The following is a 16,300-nucleotide window of genomic DNA, read 5'->3' as shown; positions in this document are numbered from 1 at the left end:
CACCTTTGTTGGAAAACGCATGCATTACAAATAGAACCGATCCGCAAGCTGTAGCCGCCCGTCAAACCCGTCGACAAGTCCAAAATCCTCTGGTCGGCTGGTGAAAAGCGGCACGACCTGCATGGCATGGCACTGATTGGCAAGGTCGATCACGTGGCTTGCCAACGGATGCACGTTCCAGCGCCTGAAATGCGCATGGCCCTTTTCGACCATCTTGCGGGCCTCGATCGGCATGAAGCCGGTAAAGATCACATGCGCACTTGACCCCATCCGACCTGCATCCTGCCACTGATCAATCAGTTCACGCGCCTTGCCAAAGGTCGCGCATGGTGCATGACACAACAGCAGCCGTGCATCGGCATTGAAATGCTTTGCCTTGTCCTTAAGCGCGCGCAGTTGACGAATGGCATCACCTGCGACGTAATCCGATCCATGGGCATCAAGCACCTGCTTGACCTGCCCGTAGCAGCGATCATCCATCGACCAGTCGGTCAGACCATGGCGTTCAAACAAAAGCGCCATTTCCGCCGCCCGGCCACTTGGCGGCACGGGAAACAGGATTTGCCCATCAAGCTTCGCCATGGTGGTCAGCAAGCCATCAATACGGACCTGCTGGGTGAGTTGTTCCATGCCATAGGACGCATCGAGTAACACGGTCGCAGCGTCCGGCGGCACGTCATAAAGGAAGTAACCCGATTCCTGGCAGAAATCGCCGGAATAGAGCACCCCACCGCCCAGTTCGAAATGCAACCACACCCCGCCAAAGGAATGCCCCGTGCGCCCGGTCGTGACCGTGACGCCATCAACCTGAATTTCCCCAAACGGTGGCAAGGGCACGACATTCGCCCCCTTGGGAAGCGAGCGCGCGGTGACTTCGGTGCAATAGATCGGCAAACCGGCATCAACGATTTCGCCCGCCGCCCCGATATGATCGATATGGTCGTGGGTAATGAAAACAGCGTTAACTTTATTGAGCCACGCCGGATCAAATCCCTGATCGCTTTCCGGGCCGACACCGCAATCAAGCAGCCAGCGCCGGTTAAAAAATTCCAGTCGCAAACAGGCCGGGCCTTTTTCACCAAGACCTGAAAGAACACGCATACGGGCTGACATCAGGCGGCCTCACCTGCCATGCGATCAAACACCCAGCCGTCTGATACTTTCAATCCGACCTGCTCACCAATCCGCGCTCGGCGGTTGGAATAGACCGGAACCGTGTGATCCGCACCAATCCGGACCGACAGGCGGAACCGCCCACCGAGATAGACGCAATCGTCGACCTGCCCGCGCAACGGCGCTTCGTCAGCAACCCAGACGTCTTCGGGCCGCAGACAAAGACCGGCATTGGTATTGGTGATGCCATCGGCCAGTTTCTGGCAGATGCGGGCGGTAAGGCTGCAGTCACCCAGCTGGACGGAGCAGTTTCCATCTCTTCCGACCGTAACACCTTGCACCGGCAGCACAGCCCCTGCCCCGACAAAGCCTGCCACCATCAGATCGGCGGGTTCGCGGTACAGCGTTTCGGGGGCGGCCATCTGGCGAATATGGCCCTTGTCCATCACGGCAATCCGGTCTGCCATCGCCATGGCTTCGGACTGATCATGGGTGACGTAAATCATCGTCGCGCCGGTGCGGCGATGGAAATCAAGAAAGGCCTGCTGCATGGTTTCACGCAAATGCACATCAAGGTTCGCCAATGGCTCATCGAGCAATACCGCGCGCGGCTCCATGACAAGGCAGCGTGCCAATGCAACACGCTGACGCTGTCCACCGGAAAGCTCGGACGGGCTGCGATCGGCATAGGGGCCAAGGGCGACGATATCGAGGGCCTCGGCAATCTTGCGATCCTGATCAGCACGGTTTAGCCCGCGCACCTCAAGCGGATAGCCGACATTGCGCGCGACCGACATATGCGGCCACAGGGCATAGGACTGAAACACGATGCCAAGATTGCGGTCTTCGGGGCTGATCATGATCCCGTTTTCCGGGCTTGCCATGATCTGACCGCCCAGCGAAATCTGCCCGTGATCGGGTTCTTCGAACCCGGCGAGCAACCGTAAAAGCGTTGTCTTGCCACAGCCCGACGGCCCCAGAAGTGCCACGAATTCACCATCGGCAATATCAAGCGAGACCTGATTGACCGCCCGATAATCGCCAAAGCATTTGGTAATGCGCGAAAGATTTATGTCTGCCACGGTACAACTCCTTTGGGCAAACGGCGCGCGGCAAGCTGAAAACAGCTCATCAGCGCGATCACCACAAGAACGACCAGAACCGCTACGGCAGAAGCCAGAACGGTGTCGCCACTGTCATCAAGATTGAAAATCAGAACGCCCAACGTCTCGTTCCCGGCCGACCACAAAAGGGCCGAAACGGTAAGCTCGTTAAAGGCCGTCAGGAACACCAAAAGCGCCCCGGCCGCCGCCGAGGGTGCAGCAAGCGGCAGCAGGATATCGCGCAAGCGCCGCGAAAGCCCGGCGCCACAGGCCTGGGCGGCTTCTTCGAGGGCCGGATCAAGCTGGGTAAAGCTGTTCATTACCGGGCGCAGCGCGATCACCAGAAAACGCGCCAGATAAGCGACAAAAATGATCGCAAGCGTGCCATACAGGCTGACATCAATCAGCGGAATGCGGATGAACAACAAGATGCAGGCAATCGCCAGAACCACGCCGGGAAGCGCATAGGGCACCTCGACCAGAAGGTTGATCAGCTTGGTCAGGTTGGATGGACGGCGGACCATCACATAAGCCAGCGGCAGGCACATCAGAACAAGCGTCACCGCCGCCCCGACCGAGAGCACGAAGCTGTTCTGGAATGCGCGAATGGTGGAGGGCTGCACGAACATGACCTCACGGAATGCCTCGAACGTGGCGTTGGCAAAGGTCAGCTTGACGCCAAAGGCCGGAACAAGTGCCGTGGTAAAGAGTGCCAGAAGCGGAATGACCAGAATGGCAACCAACACCGCCCAAAGTGCCGTTTCAATCACACTCCGGCGCGCGCCAAGTTTCACATCAAGCGGCCGTCCAACCATGCCCATCAGGCGATAGTCACGTTTGGACAGCAAGCGGTGATGCAGTGCCACACCGCAAATCGCAATCGCCCCGATCAGCATGGCAAGAACGGAAACCTCGCCCAGAACAGACGGGCCAAATCCGGCAAGCTTTTGATAAATCAATGTCGGCAGGGTCTGATAGCCCGCCGGAATGCCCAGCATCGCCGGAATACCAAAATTGCCAAGGGCGGTAACAAACGCCATCGCGGTGCCGGCAATCAGGCCCGGACTGGTCAGCGGCAAAATTATCTGCCACCACAAACGCCCGCCACGTGCACCGGCCAGACGGGCGGCTTCGATCTGTTCACGTGGCAACATGCGTAAATTGGCGCGTAGTGTCAGAAACACGATGGAGGCATGCTGAATACCGAGCAAAAGGGCAATGCCTTCTGCGGAATAAAGCGGCTGGGGTGATCCCATGGGCGGGGCCATGCCAATGGCGTTTAAAAGCGCGCTGCTGGGCCCGGTCAATTGCACCCAGCTAAGGGCTGTGATCTGTGGCGGGATCATCATCGGGATCATGAAACAGAACACGAGTGCCGCCTTGGCGCGTATGTCGGTCAGTGCGACCAAAAAGGCAAAGGCGCCCCCAATCAGAAGGGAAATAATCGTTCCCAGACCCGCCGTATAAAGACTGTTTGCCGTGGCCCGCCAGGTCGAAGAACTGCCCAGCACGTCACGAAAATAATCAAACGAAGGCACACCACCGACCATCACGCCCTCAAACCCAAGGCGCAGGATCGGCAAAATCGAAATAACAAATACCGGCACCACCAACCAGATGAGCAACCGGTCCGAAGACCGGTTGCCATTTGGTTTGGCGATTATGCCAGGCAGAACGCCGCGAAGGCGACCTGTAGCCTGCATTATTCAGCCCCGAAGATGTCTGCGAATTTTTCTTTGTTGGCTTCGGCCTGTTCCAGCGCGATGGCCGGATTGAAGTCCATCAGCTTGATGTCGCTACGCGCCGGGAAGCCAGCCGGAAGATCCATGCCGTTACGTGCCGGGATGTAGCCCATATCAAGAACCAGTTCCTGACCGGCTTCGGACAGAACGAAGTCAACGAACTTGTGCGCGGCATCAACGTTCTTGGCGTCTTTCATGATTGCGACCGGCTCGGTCACATAAGTCACACCCTCTTCCGGGAAGACGAAATCAACCGGTGATCCGTCGGCCTTGCCACGGATCGCAAGGAAGTCGACAACCACGCCATACGGCTTTTCACCCGATGCAACGGCCTTGAAGGTACCGCCATTACCACCCTTTGCACGTGCTTCGTTGGCAGCCAGTGCCTGATAGTAATCCCAGCCAAGATCCTTGTTCTCGGTCAGGGTGGACAGGTGAATAAGGGCCGCACCGGAATAAAGCGGGCTTGGCATTGCGATCTGGTTTTTAACGGCCGGATCAGCAAGGTCTTTCCACGATTTCGGGGCCTTGACGGCGGTGTTGTAAACGATGCCGCTCGTGATCAGCTTGGTCGAATAGTAATAGCCCTCACCGTCATAAAGGCCGTCTTCATAAGCACTTGCTTCGCCAGACTTGTAAGCCTGCAGCTGACCTTCCTGCTTGAGACCTTCAAGCGTTACGGTATCGGCAATCAGAAGAACATCCGGGCGCGGGTCGCCAGCAGCGATTTCGGCACGCAGCTTGGCCATGATTTTGGTGGTGCCGTCACGGACCCACTCAACTTCAACATCCGCATTGGCAGCCATGAAGGCATCAACAGTGGTCTGGGCATCCTTGTTCGGCTGGCTGGTATAAAGCACCAGCTTCTCAGCAGCCTGACCCACAACCGGCAGCATCATCGCGGCAGAGGCAACCGCAGCAAGAAGAACGTTACGCATGATCGGCATCCCTTAGATCGAAAAGAAGGTTTCGTTCGAAAATATTTCGACCGGGACGCTATATGGATTTCGATAACAGTTGTGTGACAACACCAAGAATTAAATGTTTCAATAGGTAAACCGCGCTATGCAGCAGCATTTCGGCCTGTTTATAAATATGCTACAAGCGAAATCACAACTTTCGAACGAAAGAAAACCCGTGTCCAAAACCCCCGATCCAGTACCCCTTGACCGCCGACGTGACCGCATCGTTGCCCTTGTCAAATCGACGGGCTTCATGGCGGTCGAGGAACTGGCACGCCGGTTTAATGTCTCGGTCCAGACCATCCGTACCGATCTGCGCGACCTGCATGAACAGGGCCGCGTGTTTCGCCGTCACGGCCTTGCCGGCCCGGCACCTGATCCGGATAACTCGGCCTATGAAAAACGCGAAGACTGGAACCGCACGGGCAAAATGGCGATTGCCGCCAAGGTGGCTGATCTGATCCCGGAGGGCTGCACGATTGCGATTGGCACCGGCACCACCGCCGAACTCGCTGCCCAGCATCTGGCATCGCATCGCAACTTAACGGTGTTAACCAACAACCTACATGTGGTGATGGCGCTGCAAAATGCGCCCAATGTCACGCTCCGCCTTGCTGGCGGCACAGTGCGCACCCGAGATCTTGATATCATTGGCGCAGACAGTGCGGACTTTTTCGGCAGCATGCGCGCCGATTTCGGGATTGTCAGTGTGGGCGGGATGAGTGACGAAGGCGACTTACTCGACTTCAACATGGATGAAGTCCGCGCAAGGCGTGCACTGGTATCGTGCTGCGACCACGCCATTCTGATGATCGACGAAAAGAAGGTCGGCCGCAAAGCGCTCTGTCGCGACGGCCACGCCAGTGATTTCCAAACGGTGTTACTTAACGCCGCGCCGGGGGATGCCCTGCAACGTGCGCTGGTCAAGGCGCGCAGTCAGATTGTCGTCGTGTCGTAATCAGCAGGCGAGCGTTGCTTCTTCGCTGATGGTCAGATCGCCTTCGACATGCAGGGTGTGGTTGGGCGCCACGGCCTTCCAGCTGTCGCTTTCGGTATCAAGCGGTTCGGAAACGACAATCACGTGGTCGTCGCGTTTGCGCCAGTAAAGCGATGGCGGCTTATCGTCGCTGGCGTGGCGGATGGCGCAGACGCTTTTGCCGTTTGACAGGCAGGCGGTGAAACGGAACGGCGACGTTGCACCGCGCTGCTTCATTTCATTTTCAACGACCTCGATCGTGCGGCGGATGGCGCGGTGCGGGTCTTCGCGCAAGCCAAGCGTCAGCATCAGACAAAAGATCAGCTCGCTGTCGGTGGAACCCTGCCGCCCTTCGTAAAACTCATCCTCGATCATCATTTCAAGCGATCGGCGTACCAGCGGGTAATCGCCGATCTGACCGTTATGCATGAACAGATATTGGCCATGGGAGAACGGGTGGCAGTTCGTGCGGCTGGTGTGGGTCCCGGTGGAGGCGCGGACATGGGCAAAGAAAAGGCCCGAGCGGATGTGATGGGCAAGCGAGCGCAGGTTCGGGTCGTTCCAGGCCGGCAGGATTTCGCGATAAAGCCCCGGTGTCGGGCGCTCGTCATACCAGCCAAGGCCAAAGCCGTCGCCATTGGTCGGTGTTTTGGCCTGTTCGGCATGCAGGCTTTGCTCGACCAGCGAATGGCGCGGCTCAAAGACCAGCTTTTCCAGATAAACCGGATCCCCGATATAGCTTAGCCAACGACACATGATTTGCCCCCGCACATGATTTTTGGTCGATTTTGATCGCGCACATCTAAGCCGGATAATTACAGCATGGTCAATGTGATATTGTGCGTCATCGCCCTGATTTCAGGGCATGGCTGAAAGTCCGGCATTTGTTGGCAAAAAGAACAACAAACCTCTTGCCAAGGGCGGTGATTGTCCGTATTTTCCGCGCCACAAAATGAATCGTGCTGGTGTAGCTCAGCTGGTAGAGCGGCGCATTCGTAATGCGTAGGTCGTAGGTTCAAATCCTATCACCAGCACCATTTTGATTAACAAAACCCCGTCGGGTCAGCCCCGGCGGGGTTTTGTGATTCAGGTCACATTGCACAACACAAAACCGGTGATTTCCCGGTCATTTGGCCGCAAAACTTTTCACATCGCACTCCCCGCCTCGTCTTTTTGCAAGGAACGTTAAACTTCTTGCAGATCAGGAGGCAGCTTTGTGCAGAGCCCTTTTGAGTGCTGCAAGGCACCATTGGGGAGTGCAGGCATGACCGATAGTGACGCGCCCAAACCAGCCAAACCATCTGGCAAATCCATGACCGATCCAGACAGCAACACCACCCCCGGACAAACCCCGTCCGAGGCTGGTCCCGCAGAAGCCGAAAACAATCTGAAAGAACCAAGCGAAAATCCCGATGCCGGCAGTGCCGAGCAGGCCGCCATTGATATGATGGCAGCCCTGTGTCGTGACCTTGGCCTGCCGGGTTTCCCGCCAGATCAAGGCGGGGGTCAGAGCACCCAACCCCAACCGATGGAAACAGCATTCCAGATCATTCAACGCTATCTGCTGGATGGGGATGGCAATGGTTCGACACATGCGCCCCAGGTCATGATGCCAAGCTATGTCGCATCATCGGAAAGTTCTGAACCCTGGTACAGCGCCGGGGATCATGGTGCATCCGCCCCGACAAGTACGGCAGATACCAATGCGCAGTGGGATGTGACCACCACCCATACTGACGGCAGCGTGACCGACATGAAGGGCCCGGTGATCGCCGATGATATGTTCAGAACGGCGATGCCATCGCTTGAAGGCAAGTCGGATACCACGGATGGCACGCCGGACTGGTCGATCAGGATGAAACAGGGCTATCCGCTGTCCCCGACCCGGACCAGCGCGCAAACGGCGATTGCCGCACGCATGCAGGCAACGGACATTCCGACGTCGCTTCGCAAATGGTCCCTGCATGTCGGGGCAACGCCCGATGCGCAGTCGGAACTTTCTGTCACCGTGCCGACCTCGGTCCCGTCGCAATTGCGCGCACTATTGTTTGACAGTGCGACAAGCGATGGCGGTGCACCGCTGATGTCGGAAGTACCGATTTATGGCGGGGAGGCCCATGCCCTTCATCTGGAACAAAACGTTGGCACCGTTACCAGCGAAACGACACCTGATCTGGCAAAAATCTGCCTGATCCTTGGCAACCATGCGCCGGTGCCAATCCATCTGGAATATACCGGCAGCTTGCCCAGCCCGATTGTGGCCGGCAGTGTCGTGGTCGGCCCCAATAACAGCATTCCGTTCTGGGTGCAGATCACCCCGCCCAGCGAAGGCAAAAAGGGTGCAGGTCTGGTCGTTCTGGTCCGTTATGAGGCCGAGGCCAGCTTTGATGTAACCGCCCAGCTTTTGACCGCGGCGCGCACCAGCACCCCGACCGCGATCCTGACCTGTAGCAGCCAAACCGATCATTCGGCCTGCCGTGCGGCAAGCATGATCTCCGATAGCCGCGGGCGGCTTGAAACCAGCCTGACCGGCCTGCCCAATGATCCCGATCCACAGGATCTGAAGAAGTATGGCTTCATGCCGCCAGCCTTCATGCTGGAAACAAACTCGACACCGTCAAAACCGTCAACACCATCGCCAGCGGCAAAAGCCGATAGCACCACCGCGAACGATAGCGATGACACAAGCAGCACGACCAGCGAGCACCCCCAGCCCCCCGCGACCAAGTCGCCAACCCGCAGCACCAAGGGCAAAACCGGCAATGCGGGAGGGTCTGGCAGCAGCAAGGGAGGCACCTGATGTCCGGACAGGCACAGAACGATATCGCCACGGCAAGTGGCCGCAAGGATGCGGTCAGAAAGGCGTTCAATCAGGAATATCTGGCAACCCAACAGGCCATGTCACAGGCCGCCGAACGCGCCCGCGCGCAGGTTCTTGATCAGAAACAGACCATTGCCGGTCACGCCGAGAACGTCAAAGCGGGCACTCAGGCCCCGCAGCCGCCCATCGGCGCACCAGCCACAGGGCAGGTCAGCGCGCCACCGGCACCAGGTCCACAACAAGGGGCACCGCATATGGCATCCGATCCGAACCCGCATGACGGTCAGCAGGTCATGTTCGAGATCGCAAACGAGATCCGCAAAATCATAGCACAAGAGATTGATTTGCGTATGCAGGCCCTGTCGGAAAAGGTCGAAACAGCCCTTGCCGAAGCCTTTCCACCGCGCACGGCCGATAAAGACCAGCCTTCTGAAAGCAGCACCCCGGACGGGCAAAAACCCGCTTCGGGCAAGAAGGCCTGATGTAACAACAAGGCGGGATTAAAACCCGCAACGTCCGAGATAACAACAAGCGCATCAAAGCGCGATCACGCGTCCCAACCTGACTCTCAGCCCGTTTCGCGACGGCTGCGCCGTTGCGTATGCAATTACAACTATAGGATGTATTGAAACTTTTATTCACACTTTCTTTGCGGCCACGTCATAATGATTACCGCGAAACTTAATCAGCCTATGGTTGCATTCAATCAACCGGAGGGGTCCATAGTGCAGAATGAAAAGAACAGTCCGCAGGATGAGGCAACCCTGACAGAAGCCGAGATCAGCTTTGCAAAAAGTCTTGAACAAAGCCTTTCTCTGGCGTTGGGCGACGATGACAAGGTGACCTCGATCTGGTCACGGCTCAAACCGGAACAACGCGCACGCATCGCCGAGGATTATCTGGCAAAGCTTGCCGAAACAGATGCGCAAGAAGAACCCGATGAGCCAGATTGCGATCCAACAAGCGCAACCGGTCCGACAAACGGGCCACTTGATGCGCGCTCGATCATGCAATCGATGGCAGCCATGTCAAAGCAAGTGCAAACACCGACTTGCACAGCCAAACAACCAACCAATACCGGTCAAACCCCCTATAGCCCACCGCCCGGTTATCCTTCTGACTTCAATCCGCTGGCAGGCTTTCCCGGTCTTGAACCATCGCGCAGCGGCCCCAGCCCGGAAGACATCATTGCCGGTGCTCTTGGATCCCCGGGGACCACACCAACCGACCCGCTTGATATCCTGCGCGGTCTTGTACCCGGCGCAGATAGCCCGGCCCTGCGCCAGCCGGTCCCCCAAGCACCCGTTACCCCGCAAACACCATCCACACCCGCCGAGGGGCAAACACCACCGGCGCAATCGACACCGCAAAGCCCGCCGCAAGAAAATGCGGATCTGGGTCCGGCAGCGCCGAATTTCTGGCCACTGTGGATTGATCAGCAGGACACGCTTTTGAAACAATGCCTGAAACTGATGTCGGGCAATATGGATGACGCGCAAGACGCATTGTCCGAAGCGATGGTCAAGGCATCGACCAAGTTTGAAGATTCCATGGATGAAATCCGTAACCACCGCGCCTGGCTGTCACGCATTGTCCATAATGCCTGCATTGATTTGCACCGCCAGAACCGGCGCAAGGCGGAATACCGCGAGGAAACCCATGGTGCGGCCGATACACCGGCCTCCCCCATCACCGCCCCGGTGACACCAAGTCCCGAGGAGTCCTATCTGGCCGGTGAAAAGCTTGATCAGCTTGAAACAGCGCTTCTGGCGATGCAGGAAAAACTGCGCAAACCGCTTTTGATGCGCTGTGTTCAGGATCGCACCTATGACGAGATCGCAAGCGCCCTAGGGCTTAGCAATTGCGCGGTGCGCAAGCGGGTTCAGCTCGCGCGTGAACATCTGAGAGCATCGGGCATTCAATAGGCCTGATGTGCGATGAAAAAAATAATCACCGCACCAAAAAGACGCGTCACAACAGCAAACACCCAGCGTCGATAGACTGAAAACGGGACGGCGAAACCCCGACAGAAGCACGATAGAAACACAACAGCAAGCAGCACACCGCAAAGCGTAACGAAGGAGAGTTTACAATGGCGATTCCGACCCCGGTAAACGGTCAGATCACTGATGCTGTCACCCAGGCTAACGTGAAAGTTCTGGGCGACGCCCCGGCAATGGCAATGGGCTCGATCTTCCAGTCCCTCGCACATTCCACCGGCATTCTTTATGAAAATGCTGTCAGCGCACAGCAGCAGATCGGCATCACTTCGCAGGCCGCAACCAATCAGGGCGTCATCCAGATCTATTCGGTCGACACGATGGCAGACTCTGTTGCGACCTCCAAGATTGCCAAAAGCGACGTTCCCGACAACATGCTGTCGCTTCTTACCGCCCTTCAGGCAACCAAGGGCTGATTTACCCGAAAATCTTTGGCCCGAACGGCCAGTTACCAATCGGGCGGTCGCATCCATCTGCGACCGCCCGATTTCTGTTTGGCAGGCTTGTTTTTCCACGCGGCAAGTTTCGCGCACCACGCCATCACAGAAGCCCGACTTCCCCGTCAAATCTTTGGACGCACTAGATGCGGAAGGCGAACGGCCTGACCAAGGTCATCGTTTTCCTTCTGCGAATTTCCCAAGCAATCAGGAGATAAACAGTGGCTGATAACACTCCGCTCAATGGTCAGATCACCGATGCCGTGACCCAGGCGAACGTGAAAGTTCTCGGTGACGCGCCGGCAATGGCGATGGGCTCGATCTTCCAGTCCCTCGCCCATTCGACCGGCATTCTTTATGAAAACGCCGTCAGCGCACAACAGCAAGTCGGCGTCACCTCGCAGGCGGCCACCAATCAAGGCGTCATCCAGATCTATTCCGTCGATACGATGGCTGGTGCCGCCGGGACCGCCAAGATCGCCAAAAGCGACGTTCCCGACAATATGCTCTCGCTGCTCACGACGCTTCGTGCGACGGCGGGCTAATCCCAGTCGGGCCAAGACGCATGTCCTTTAGCCTGGCGGTCAAATTCCAATCAGGCGGTCGTATCGATTTGCGACCGCCTGTTTGCGGTTTTCCGATACCGGTTCCCAAGATCCAAGTTTTTGCCCCGCCAGCGTCACAACCCCCAAAGCCCTCCGTCAAAAGTCTGACCGCAGGACATGCGGAAAGGGCCGGTTGCGAGCATCGCTTTCCTACCGGTACTTCTTTAGGCAATCAGGAGATACACAATGGCTGATAACACTCCGGTCAATGGTATGATTACCGACGCTGTCACCCAGGCCAATGTCGAGGTCATGGGTGATGCGCCGGCAATGGCCATGGGCTCGCTTTACCAGTCGCTGGCGCACTCGCATGGCATTCTCTACGAGAACGCTGTCAGCGCTCAGCATCAGGTGGGCATTTCCTCGCAGGCGGCCACCAATCAGGGCGTCATCCAGGTCTACTCTGTCAACACCATGGCAGGGGCTGTTGCGACCTCGAAGCTCGCCGCAAGCGACGTTCCCGACAATATGCTTTCGCTGTTGTCGGCTCTCAAGGCAACGACCGGTACGGCCGTGTCTTAACATCCAAGATGGTTTCGCCGCCAATCCCGCCCGGCATGCATGCGCTTGCCGGGCTTTTTCTTTCACAACTTTCACCGCCCGGCGTCATTTCGGTACGCACCCATTTTGCCAGCCCCATCCCTTCAGACCAAGGAGACGGACATGCCATCGGCACCACCTGCGCAAGACGGCAAGAAATCCCAGCACAGCCACGCCGATCACAGTGATGATCTGCACCAGTGCGAGGTTTCCGACCAGATCACCGACAGTGTCGCACAGACCAATGTCGCCACCATGGGCGCTGGCCCCGGCTATGCCGCCCTGCAATCCATGCTGGGACAGGCGCAATCGCAGAACATCCTGATGGCGAACATGGTCTCGGCCCAGAAGCAAAATGCCATGATCGGCATGACGACCATGACCCAAAGCATTCTGCAAATGATGAAACGTCGTAGTTAATAAGGATCACCCCGATGAGCAATCCGAACGAAGTCGACGAACAGATCACCGACAGCGTCACCCAGACCAACACATCGGTCATTGCCAATGGCCCGGCGATGGGGGCGATGCAGTCCTATCTGTCACAGGCCCAGGCACAGGGCATCCTGTTTGCCAACATGGTCAATGAACAGCAGCAACAGGCGGTTGCAAGCCTCGCAACCACTATGGAATGCGCCAAGGCGACCCTGTCCGTTCAGGAAGCCAAACCAAATTTTTTTACTATGGCCAGCCCGGCCAGTTCGCCGGCCAAGAAACCGGACGTGAACAACAACCCGACCTGAATGCGAACGCATCCCGGCAAGGTCAGAACAAGACAGGGGGCGAAGGATCTGGTGACGACGGCGAGACAGCGGAACCTTGGTATAAAAACATGGATCCACGGTTCTTTGGCCCGGCCAGACTCCCGACAGAGCCCGACACCAACAAGGGTGAGACAAGCAGTGAGGTCAAAGGATGAGTGATATCGTCAATCCACAAGTCACCGATGCCGTCACCCAGACCAACGTCAAGGTGCTGGGCGAAAGCCCCGCCCAGGCGGTTTCCATGGCCCTGCAGTCGCATTCCCATGCCACGGGCCTTGCGATGGAAAACGCCACCCTGACACAGGGCAACATGCAACAGGTCGTCAATACATCGACATCAAAGCTTGTTGCCCTGATCACCGCCCAGGCGGGCTGATGGCCCGGCAAATTTGATCACAATCGCGTCCGTGCGACGTCTAGAGATGTGCGGTCAGAAAGATCGCTTTTTCGGAGGATAACATGGCAATTCCAACCCCGGTGAACGGTCAGATTACCGACTCTGTCACCCAGAGTGCGGTCAGTGTTCTCGGCTCCGCCCCGGCAAACGCGATGGGCGCGATCTATCAAAGTGCGGCCCATTCGACATCGATCCTGTTCCAGAACGCCGTGCAGGCACAGCAGCAGGCATCGATGTGTTCACAGGCCGCAACCAATCAGGGCGTGATGCAGCTTTATTCCGTCAACACGATGGCGGGCGCACAGGCCACCGCCAAGCTCGGACGGTCGGATACCAGTGATACGCTTTTGACACTACTCGTAATTTTGGCAGCAACCCGCCGCTAGGCACCTGACCTGATCGGTCTTTAAGACCGGCAATGGTCACAAACGTGAGGGCGTGAAATGGCAGACAACACCCCTGTAAATTCACAAATCACCGACGCGGTGACCCAGAACAACGTCAAGGTTCTGGGTGAGGCGCCGGCACAGGCCATGGGCCTTGTGTATCAGACGATGGCCCATTCCATCAGTCTGTCGATGCAAAACGCCATGCAGACCCAGGGCGGCCTGCAGCAGATCGGCAATGCCGTAACGTCCAGCGCGTGCCGCATGATCCTTGATAGTTCGGGCGGCGGCATGGGTGGTGGCAAAGGTGGCGGCGGGTCAACCTAACCCCCAGCCACATTCAGACAAACCCGGCACTTGATCCAATTTGATCTTTCGACCAGTCATAAACGAGGTCTCCGATGGCAGACGAAGACAACAAAGCAAACGAAGATCCGAAAGCTGAAGGCAGTGATCAGGATGGAGCACAAGGCAGCGGCGATGCCAAGTCTGCCAGTGGTGAGGCCGGTGGCGGTGACGCATCAGGCAAGGACGCGTCAGCCAGCGAGAAAAGTGAAGACGCCAGCAGCCAGGATGACGCCAACAACAGCCCTTCGGGCAGTGATCCCTCAGCCCCGGACAACCCACCCGGCACACCGCCCCTTAGCACCGCCCTTAACCCGCAGATCGTTCAGGCTGTCGGCACGACCAACCATGCGGTCCTGAACGGGGCCATTCCAGGTGCGAACGGTGTTGCCTATCAAAAGGTCGCCCAGGCAGCGGCCTATGCTGTTCAGGATTCAACAGACTACATGCGCAACATCATGTCGATGGCAACGGCCACGACCGGTGTCGCCATGCAGAAAATGCTCGCAGAAAACAAGCCGGACCCCTACGACAAGATCATTGAAGCGGCGACCAAGGCTGTCGCAGATGCGCAAAAAACCTTCACCAGCGTCGGCCAGGCCGCAAGTGGTGTGGTGAAGGATTTCGACAATCTGGCTTAGATCAAGCTAGCCCGCACGCATCAGCTCGATACGGTGACAAGCTTCCGAGAAGTCAGGGGCAAACAGTTTGACACTAAGTCCCGTACCCTGAAGCTCATAGGCGCCCATTTCCGCCGTCGGACAGGAAATGAACTGTGCGACGGTCGAGCTGACCAGAACGCGTTTGCCAAGCTGTTTCGTCAGCTGTTCGATCCGGGCGGCTTCGTTTGCCGCCTGCCCGACTACGGTAAAGTCAACACGTTCGGACACCCCGACATTGCCGTAAATCACATCCCCGACATGCATGCCAAGGCCGTAATCAAACGGCAGTTTTCCCTCAGCCTCGCGCCGGGCATTAAGGGCATCGATATTTATCTGTGCCTCGGCCGCGGCATAAAGGGCCGCGTGACAGGCGGTTTCAAGGTTGGTTTCGTCTTCATCAATCGGGAAGATCGCAAGTGTCGCATCGCCGATATAGCGCAGCACTTGCCCGCCGTGCTTGAGCACCGCACTGGCGGTGGCACCAAAGAAATCGTTCATTTCACCAAGAAACGCGTCATCGCCGACATGAGTCGCGACCGAGGTCGAATTGCGCATGTCCGAGAACCAGATAACCGCACGGGTCTTGGTGCTGTCGCCCAGTTTGATCTGACCATTGCGTACGCGCTGCCCGGCGTCGGTACCCAGATAGGTTTCCAGAATCGTGCGGGTTTCTTCATGGTTGATGCGCATTTTGCAAGACACGGCAAAGCGGCGCTGAATACCGGAAAGGATCGCCAGATCCTCGTCCGAGAAGCCACTTGGGCGGCGCGTCAGATAGGTCATGAAAATGCGGTTGCTGTTAAGCGTGCTGTCGCTATCGGTCACGAACGGCGTCATCAGCGCGTAGTAATCCGTGCCGCGCTTCTGGCGGAAACTTTCAAGGATCGGGAAATCAACAACCGCGCTCGGACCGATCAGATGGCGGCGCATGAAGCTGACATCGTTATCAAGCATCCATTTCATCGGGCTTTCGGCCCAATCGCGGTTCTTTTCGTCACCGCCCATATGGGTTGTCCGCTCAACCTGGCCATTTTCCTTGGTCCAGATATAGGAAACACCTTCGTAAAGCGGGTGCAGGGTCTTGAATGCGACCATGACACGATCAACCGGAATGCCCGATGCGACCAGACGACTGGCCATGCCCGACAGAAGATCACTGATGTCGGTATCATCAAGCGCACATTCCATCAGCCAGTCATTGACAGAACGTACAAAGCCGCGCGCGGCCTGCGCGTTATTGGTCCCGGGAAGTGCGGTTACCACCCCCGTAGAAGACTGGTTATTGCTCATGGGTACGCTCCGTCCGTTCCTATGCTTGATTGTTGCACCGCCGCGGGTCCAAATCCAGACCCTAAATAGAACAGCATCACAATTTAGCAATTGTTGATTTTGATTTCTTGAAATTCCACGCAACAAATGACCACCGGTCACGTAAATTGCAAGTGCT

Annotated in this window: 19 protein-coding genes and 1 tRNA gene; 14 read left to right on the top strand and 6 right to left on the bottom strand. The window is 57.2% G+C overall.

Annotated features, from left to right (window positions below):
• Positions 1-24 precede the first annotated feature (24 nt).
• From UF64_RS04240 to UF64_RS04225, 4 genes are read right to left on the bottom strand one after another with little or no spacing between them, the layout of a single operon-like run.
• Positions 25-1,113: an MBL fold metallo-hydrolase gene (locus UF64_RS04240; RefSeq protein WP_052657448.1), complete on the bottom strand. Its 1,089-nt coding sequence runs from the start codon at positions 1,111-1,113 to the stop codon at positions 25-27.
• Complete coding sequence (locus UF64_RS04235) at positions 1,113-2,195, bottom strand: ABC transporter ATP-binding protein (RefSeq protein ID WP_044827387.1); 1,083 nt, start codon at positions 2,193-2,195, stop codon at positions 1,113-1,115. Before UF64_RS04235 ends, UF64_RS04240 begins: the two co-directional genes overlap by 1 nt.
• Complete coding sequence (locus UF64_RS04230; protein WP_044827386.1) at positions 2,183-3,919, bottom strand: iron ABC transporter permease; 1,737 nt, start codon at positions 3,917-3,919, stop codon at positions 2,183-2,185. Before UF64_RS04230 ends, UF64_RS04235 begins: the two co-directional genes overlap by 13 nt.
• Positions 3,919-4,896 (bottom strand): ABC transporter substrate-binding protein, encoded by a 978-nt coding sequence (locus UF64_RS04225; protein WP_200892637.1) that lies wholly within the window; start codon positions 4,894-4,896, stop codon positions 3,919-3,921. The genes UF64_RS04230 and UF64_RS04225 overlap by 1 nt, the downstream gene beginning before the upstream one ends.
• Before the next feature lie 199 nt (positions 4,897-5,095).
• Between UF64_RS04225 and UF64_RS04220 the strand changes: the two genes are divergently transcribed.
• A complete protein-coding gene (locus UF64_RS04220) occupies positions 5,096-5,878 on the top strand; it encodes a DeoR/GlpR family DNA-binding transcription regulator (RefSeq protein ID WP_044827511.1) in 783 nt (260 codons plus the stop codon).
• On the opposite strand, the gene UF64_RS04215 is transcribed toward UF64_RS04220, so the two are convergent.
• Complete coding sequence (locus tag UF64_RS04215) at positions 5,879-6,652, bottom strand: class II glutamine amidotransferase (RefSeq protein WP_044827385.1); 774 nt, start codon at positions 6,650-6,652, stop codon at positions 5,879-5,881. It lies immediately after the preceding gene.
• A gap of 205 nt (positions 6,653-6,857) precedes the next feature.
• Between UF64_RS04215 and UF64_RS04210 the strand changes: the two genes are divergently transcribed.
• The 13 genes from UF64_RS04210 to UF64_RS19585 all read left to right on the top strand — a co-directional run bounded on the left by UF64_RS04210 (position 6,858) and on the right by UF64_RS19585 (position 14,832).
• Positions 6,858-6,933 (top strand) — tRNA-Thr (locus tag UF64_RS04210).
• Positions 6,934-7,160: 227 nt separating this feature from the next.
• Positions 7,161-8,696: a hypothetical protein gene (locus tag UF64_RS04205; protein ID WP_044827384.1), complete on the top strand. Its 1,536-nt coding sequence runs from the start codon at positions 7,161-7,163 to the stop codon at positions 8,694-8,696.
• Positions 8,696-9,199, top strand: a complete 504-nt coding sequence (locus tag UF64_RS04200; protein WP_044827383.1) for a hypothetical protein — start codon at positions 8,696-8,698, stop codon at positions 9,197-9,199. Before UF64_RS04205 ends, UF64_RS04200 begins: the two co-directional genes overlap by 1 nt.
• Positions 9,200-9,442: 243 nt before the next feature.
• Positions 9,443-10,642, top strand: a complete 1,200-nt coding sequence (locus UF64_RS04195; protein WP_161794593.1) for an RNA polymerase sigma factor — start codon at positions 9,443-9,445, stop codon at positions 10,640-10,642.
• Between the two features lie 167 nt (positions 10,643-10,809).
• Positions 10,810-11,133 (top strand): RebB family R body protein, encoded by a 324-nt coding sequence (locus tag UF64_RS04190; RefSeq protein ID WP_008890488.1) that lies wholly within the window; start codon positions 10,810-10,812, stop codon positions 11,131-11,133.
• A gap of 242 nt (positions 11,134-11,375) precedes the next feature.
• Positions 11,376-11,699, top strand: a complete 324-nt coding sequence (locus UF64_RS04185) for a RebB family R body protein (RefSeq protein ID WP_044827381.1) — start codon at positions 11,376-11,378, stop codon at positions 11,697-11,699.
• A gap of 246 nt (positions 11,700-11,945) precedes the next feature.
• Positions 11,946-12,281 carry a RebB family R body protein gene (locus UF64_RS04180; RefSeq protein ID WP_044827380.1) on the top strand — a complete coding sequence of 112 codons (336 nt, stop codon included), beginning with the start codon at positions 11,946-11,948 and terminating at the stop codon, positions 12,279-12,281.
• A 141-nt stretch (positions 12,282-12,422) separates the two neighbouring features.
• Positions 12,423-12,719: a RebB family R body protein gene (locus UF64_RS04175; RefSeq protein ID WP_044827379.1), complete on the top strand. Its 297-nt coding sequence runs from the start codon at positions 12,423-12,425 to the stop codon at positions 12,717-12,719.
• A gap of 14 nt (positions 12,720-12,733) precedes the next feature.
• Positions 12,734-13,042 (top strand): RebB family R body protein, encoded by a 309-nt coding sequence (locus UF64_RS04170; RefSeq protein ID WP_044827378.1) that lies wholly within the window; start codon positions 12,734-12,736, stop codon positions 13,040-13,042.
• A gap of 172 nt (positions 13,043-13,214) precedes the next feature.
• On the top strand, positions 13,215-13,439 hold the full coding sequence (locus UF64_RS04165) for a RebB family R body protein (RefSeq protein WP_044827377.1): 225 nt from the start codon (positions 13,215-13,217) through the stop codon (positions 13,437-13,439).
• A gap of 83 nt (positions 13,440-13,522) precedes the next feature.
• Complete coding sequence (locus UF64_RS04160; protein ID WP_044827376.1) at positions 13,523-13,846, top strand: RebB family R body protein; 324 nt, start codon at positions 13,523-13,525, stop codon at positions 13,844-13,846.
• Positions 13,847-13,903: 57 nt separating this feature from the next.
• Positions 13,904-14,173, top strand: coding sequence for a RebB family R body protein (locus tag UF64_RS04155; RefSeq protein WP_044827375.1), 270 nt, complete (start codon positions 13,904-13,906; stop codon positions 14,171-14,173).
• A gap of 74 nt (positions 14,174-14,247) precedes the next feature.
• The gene (locus UF64_RS19585; RefSeq protein ID WP_052657447.1) at positions 14,248-14,832 is read left to right on the top strand and encodes a hypothetical protein; all 585 of its coding nucleotides are present in this window, start codon (positions 14,248-14,250) and stop codon (positions 14,830-14,832) included.
• Positions 14,833-14,838: 6 nt separating this feature from the next.
• On the opposite strand, the gene UF64_RS04145 is transcribed toward UF64_RS19585, so the two are convergent.
• Entirely contained in the window at positions 14,839-16,143 is a 1,305-nt protein-coding gene (locus UF64_RS04145; RefSeq protein ID WP_044827374.1) for an adenylate/guanylate cyclase domain-containing protein, read from the bottom strand.
• Between the last annotated feature and the right edge of the window lie 157 nt (positions 16,144-16,300).

This window comes from Thalassospira sp. HJ (genome assembly GCF_000948415.1).
Taxonomy (GTDB): domain Bacteria; phylum Pseudomonadota; class Alphaproteobacteria; order Rhodospirillales; family Thalassospiraceae; genus Thalassospira.
The sequence above is the reverse complement of the archived record's forward strand: the minus strand, read 5'-3'. Positions and strand labels throughout refer to the sequence as shown.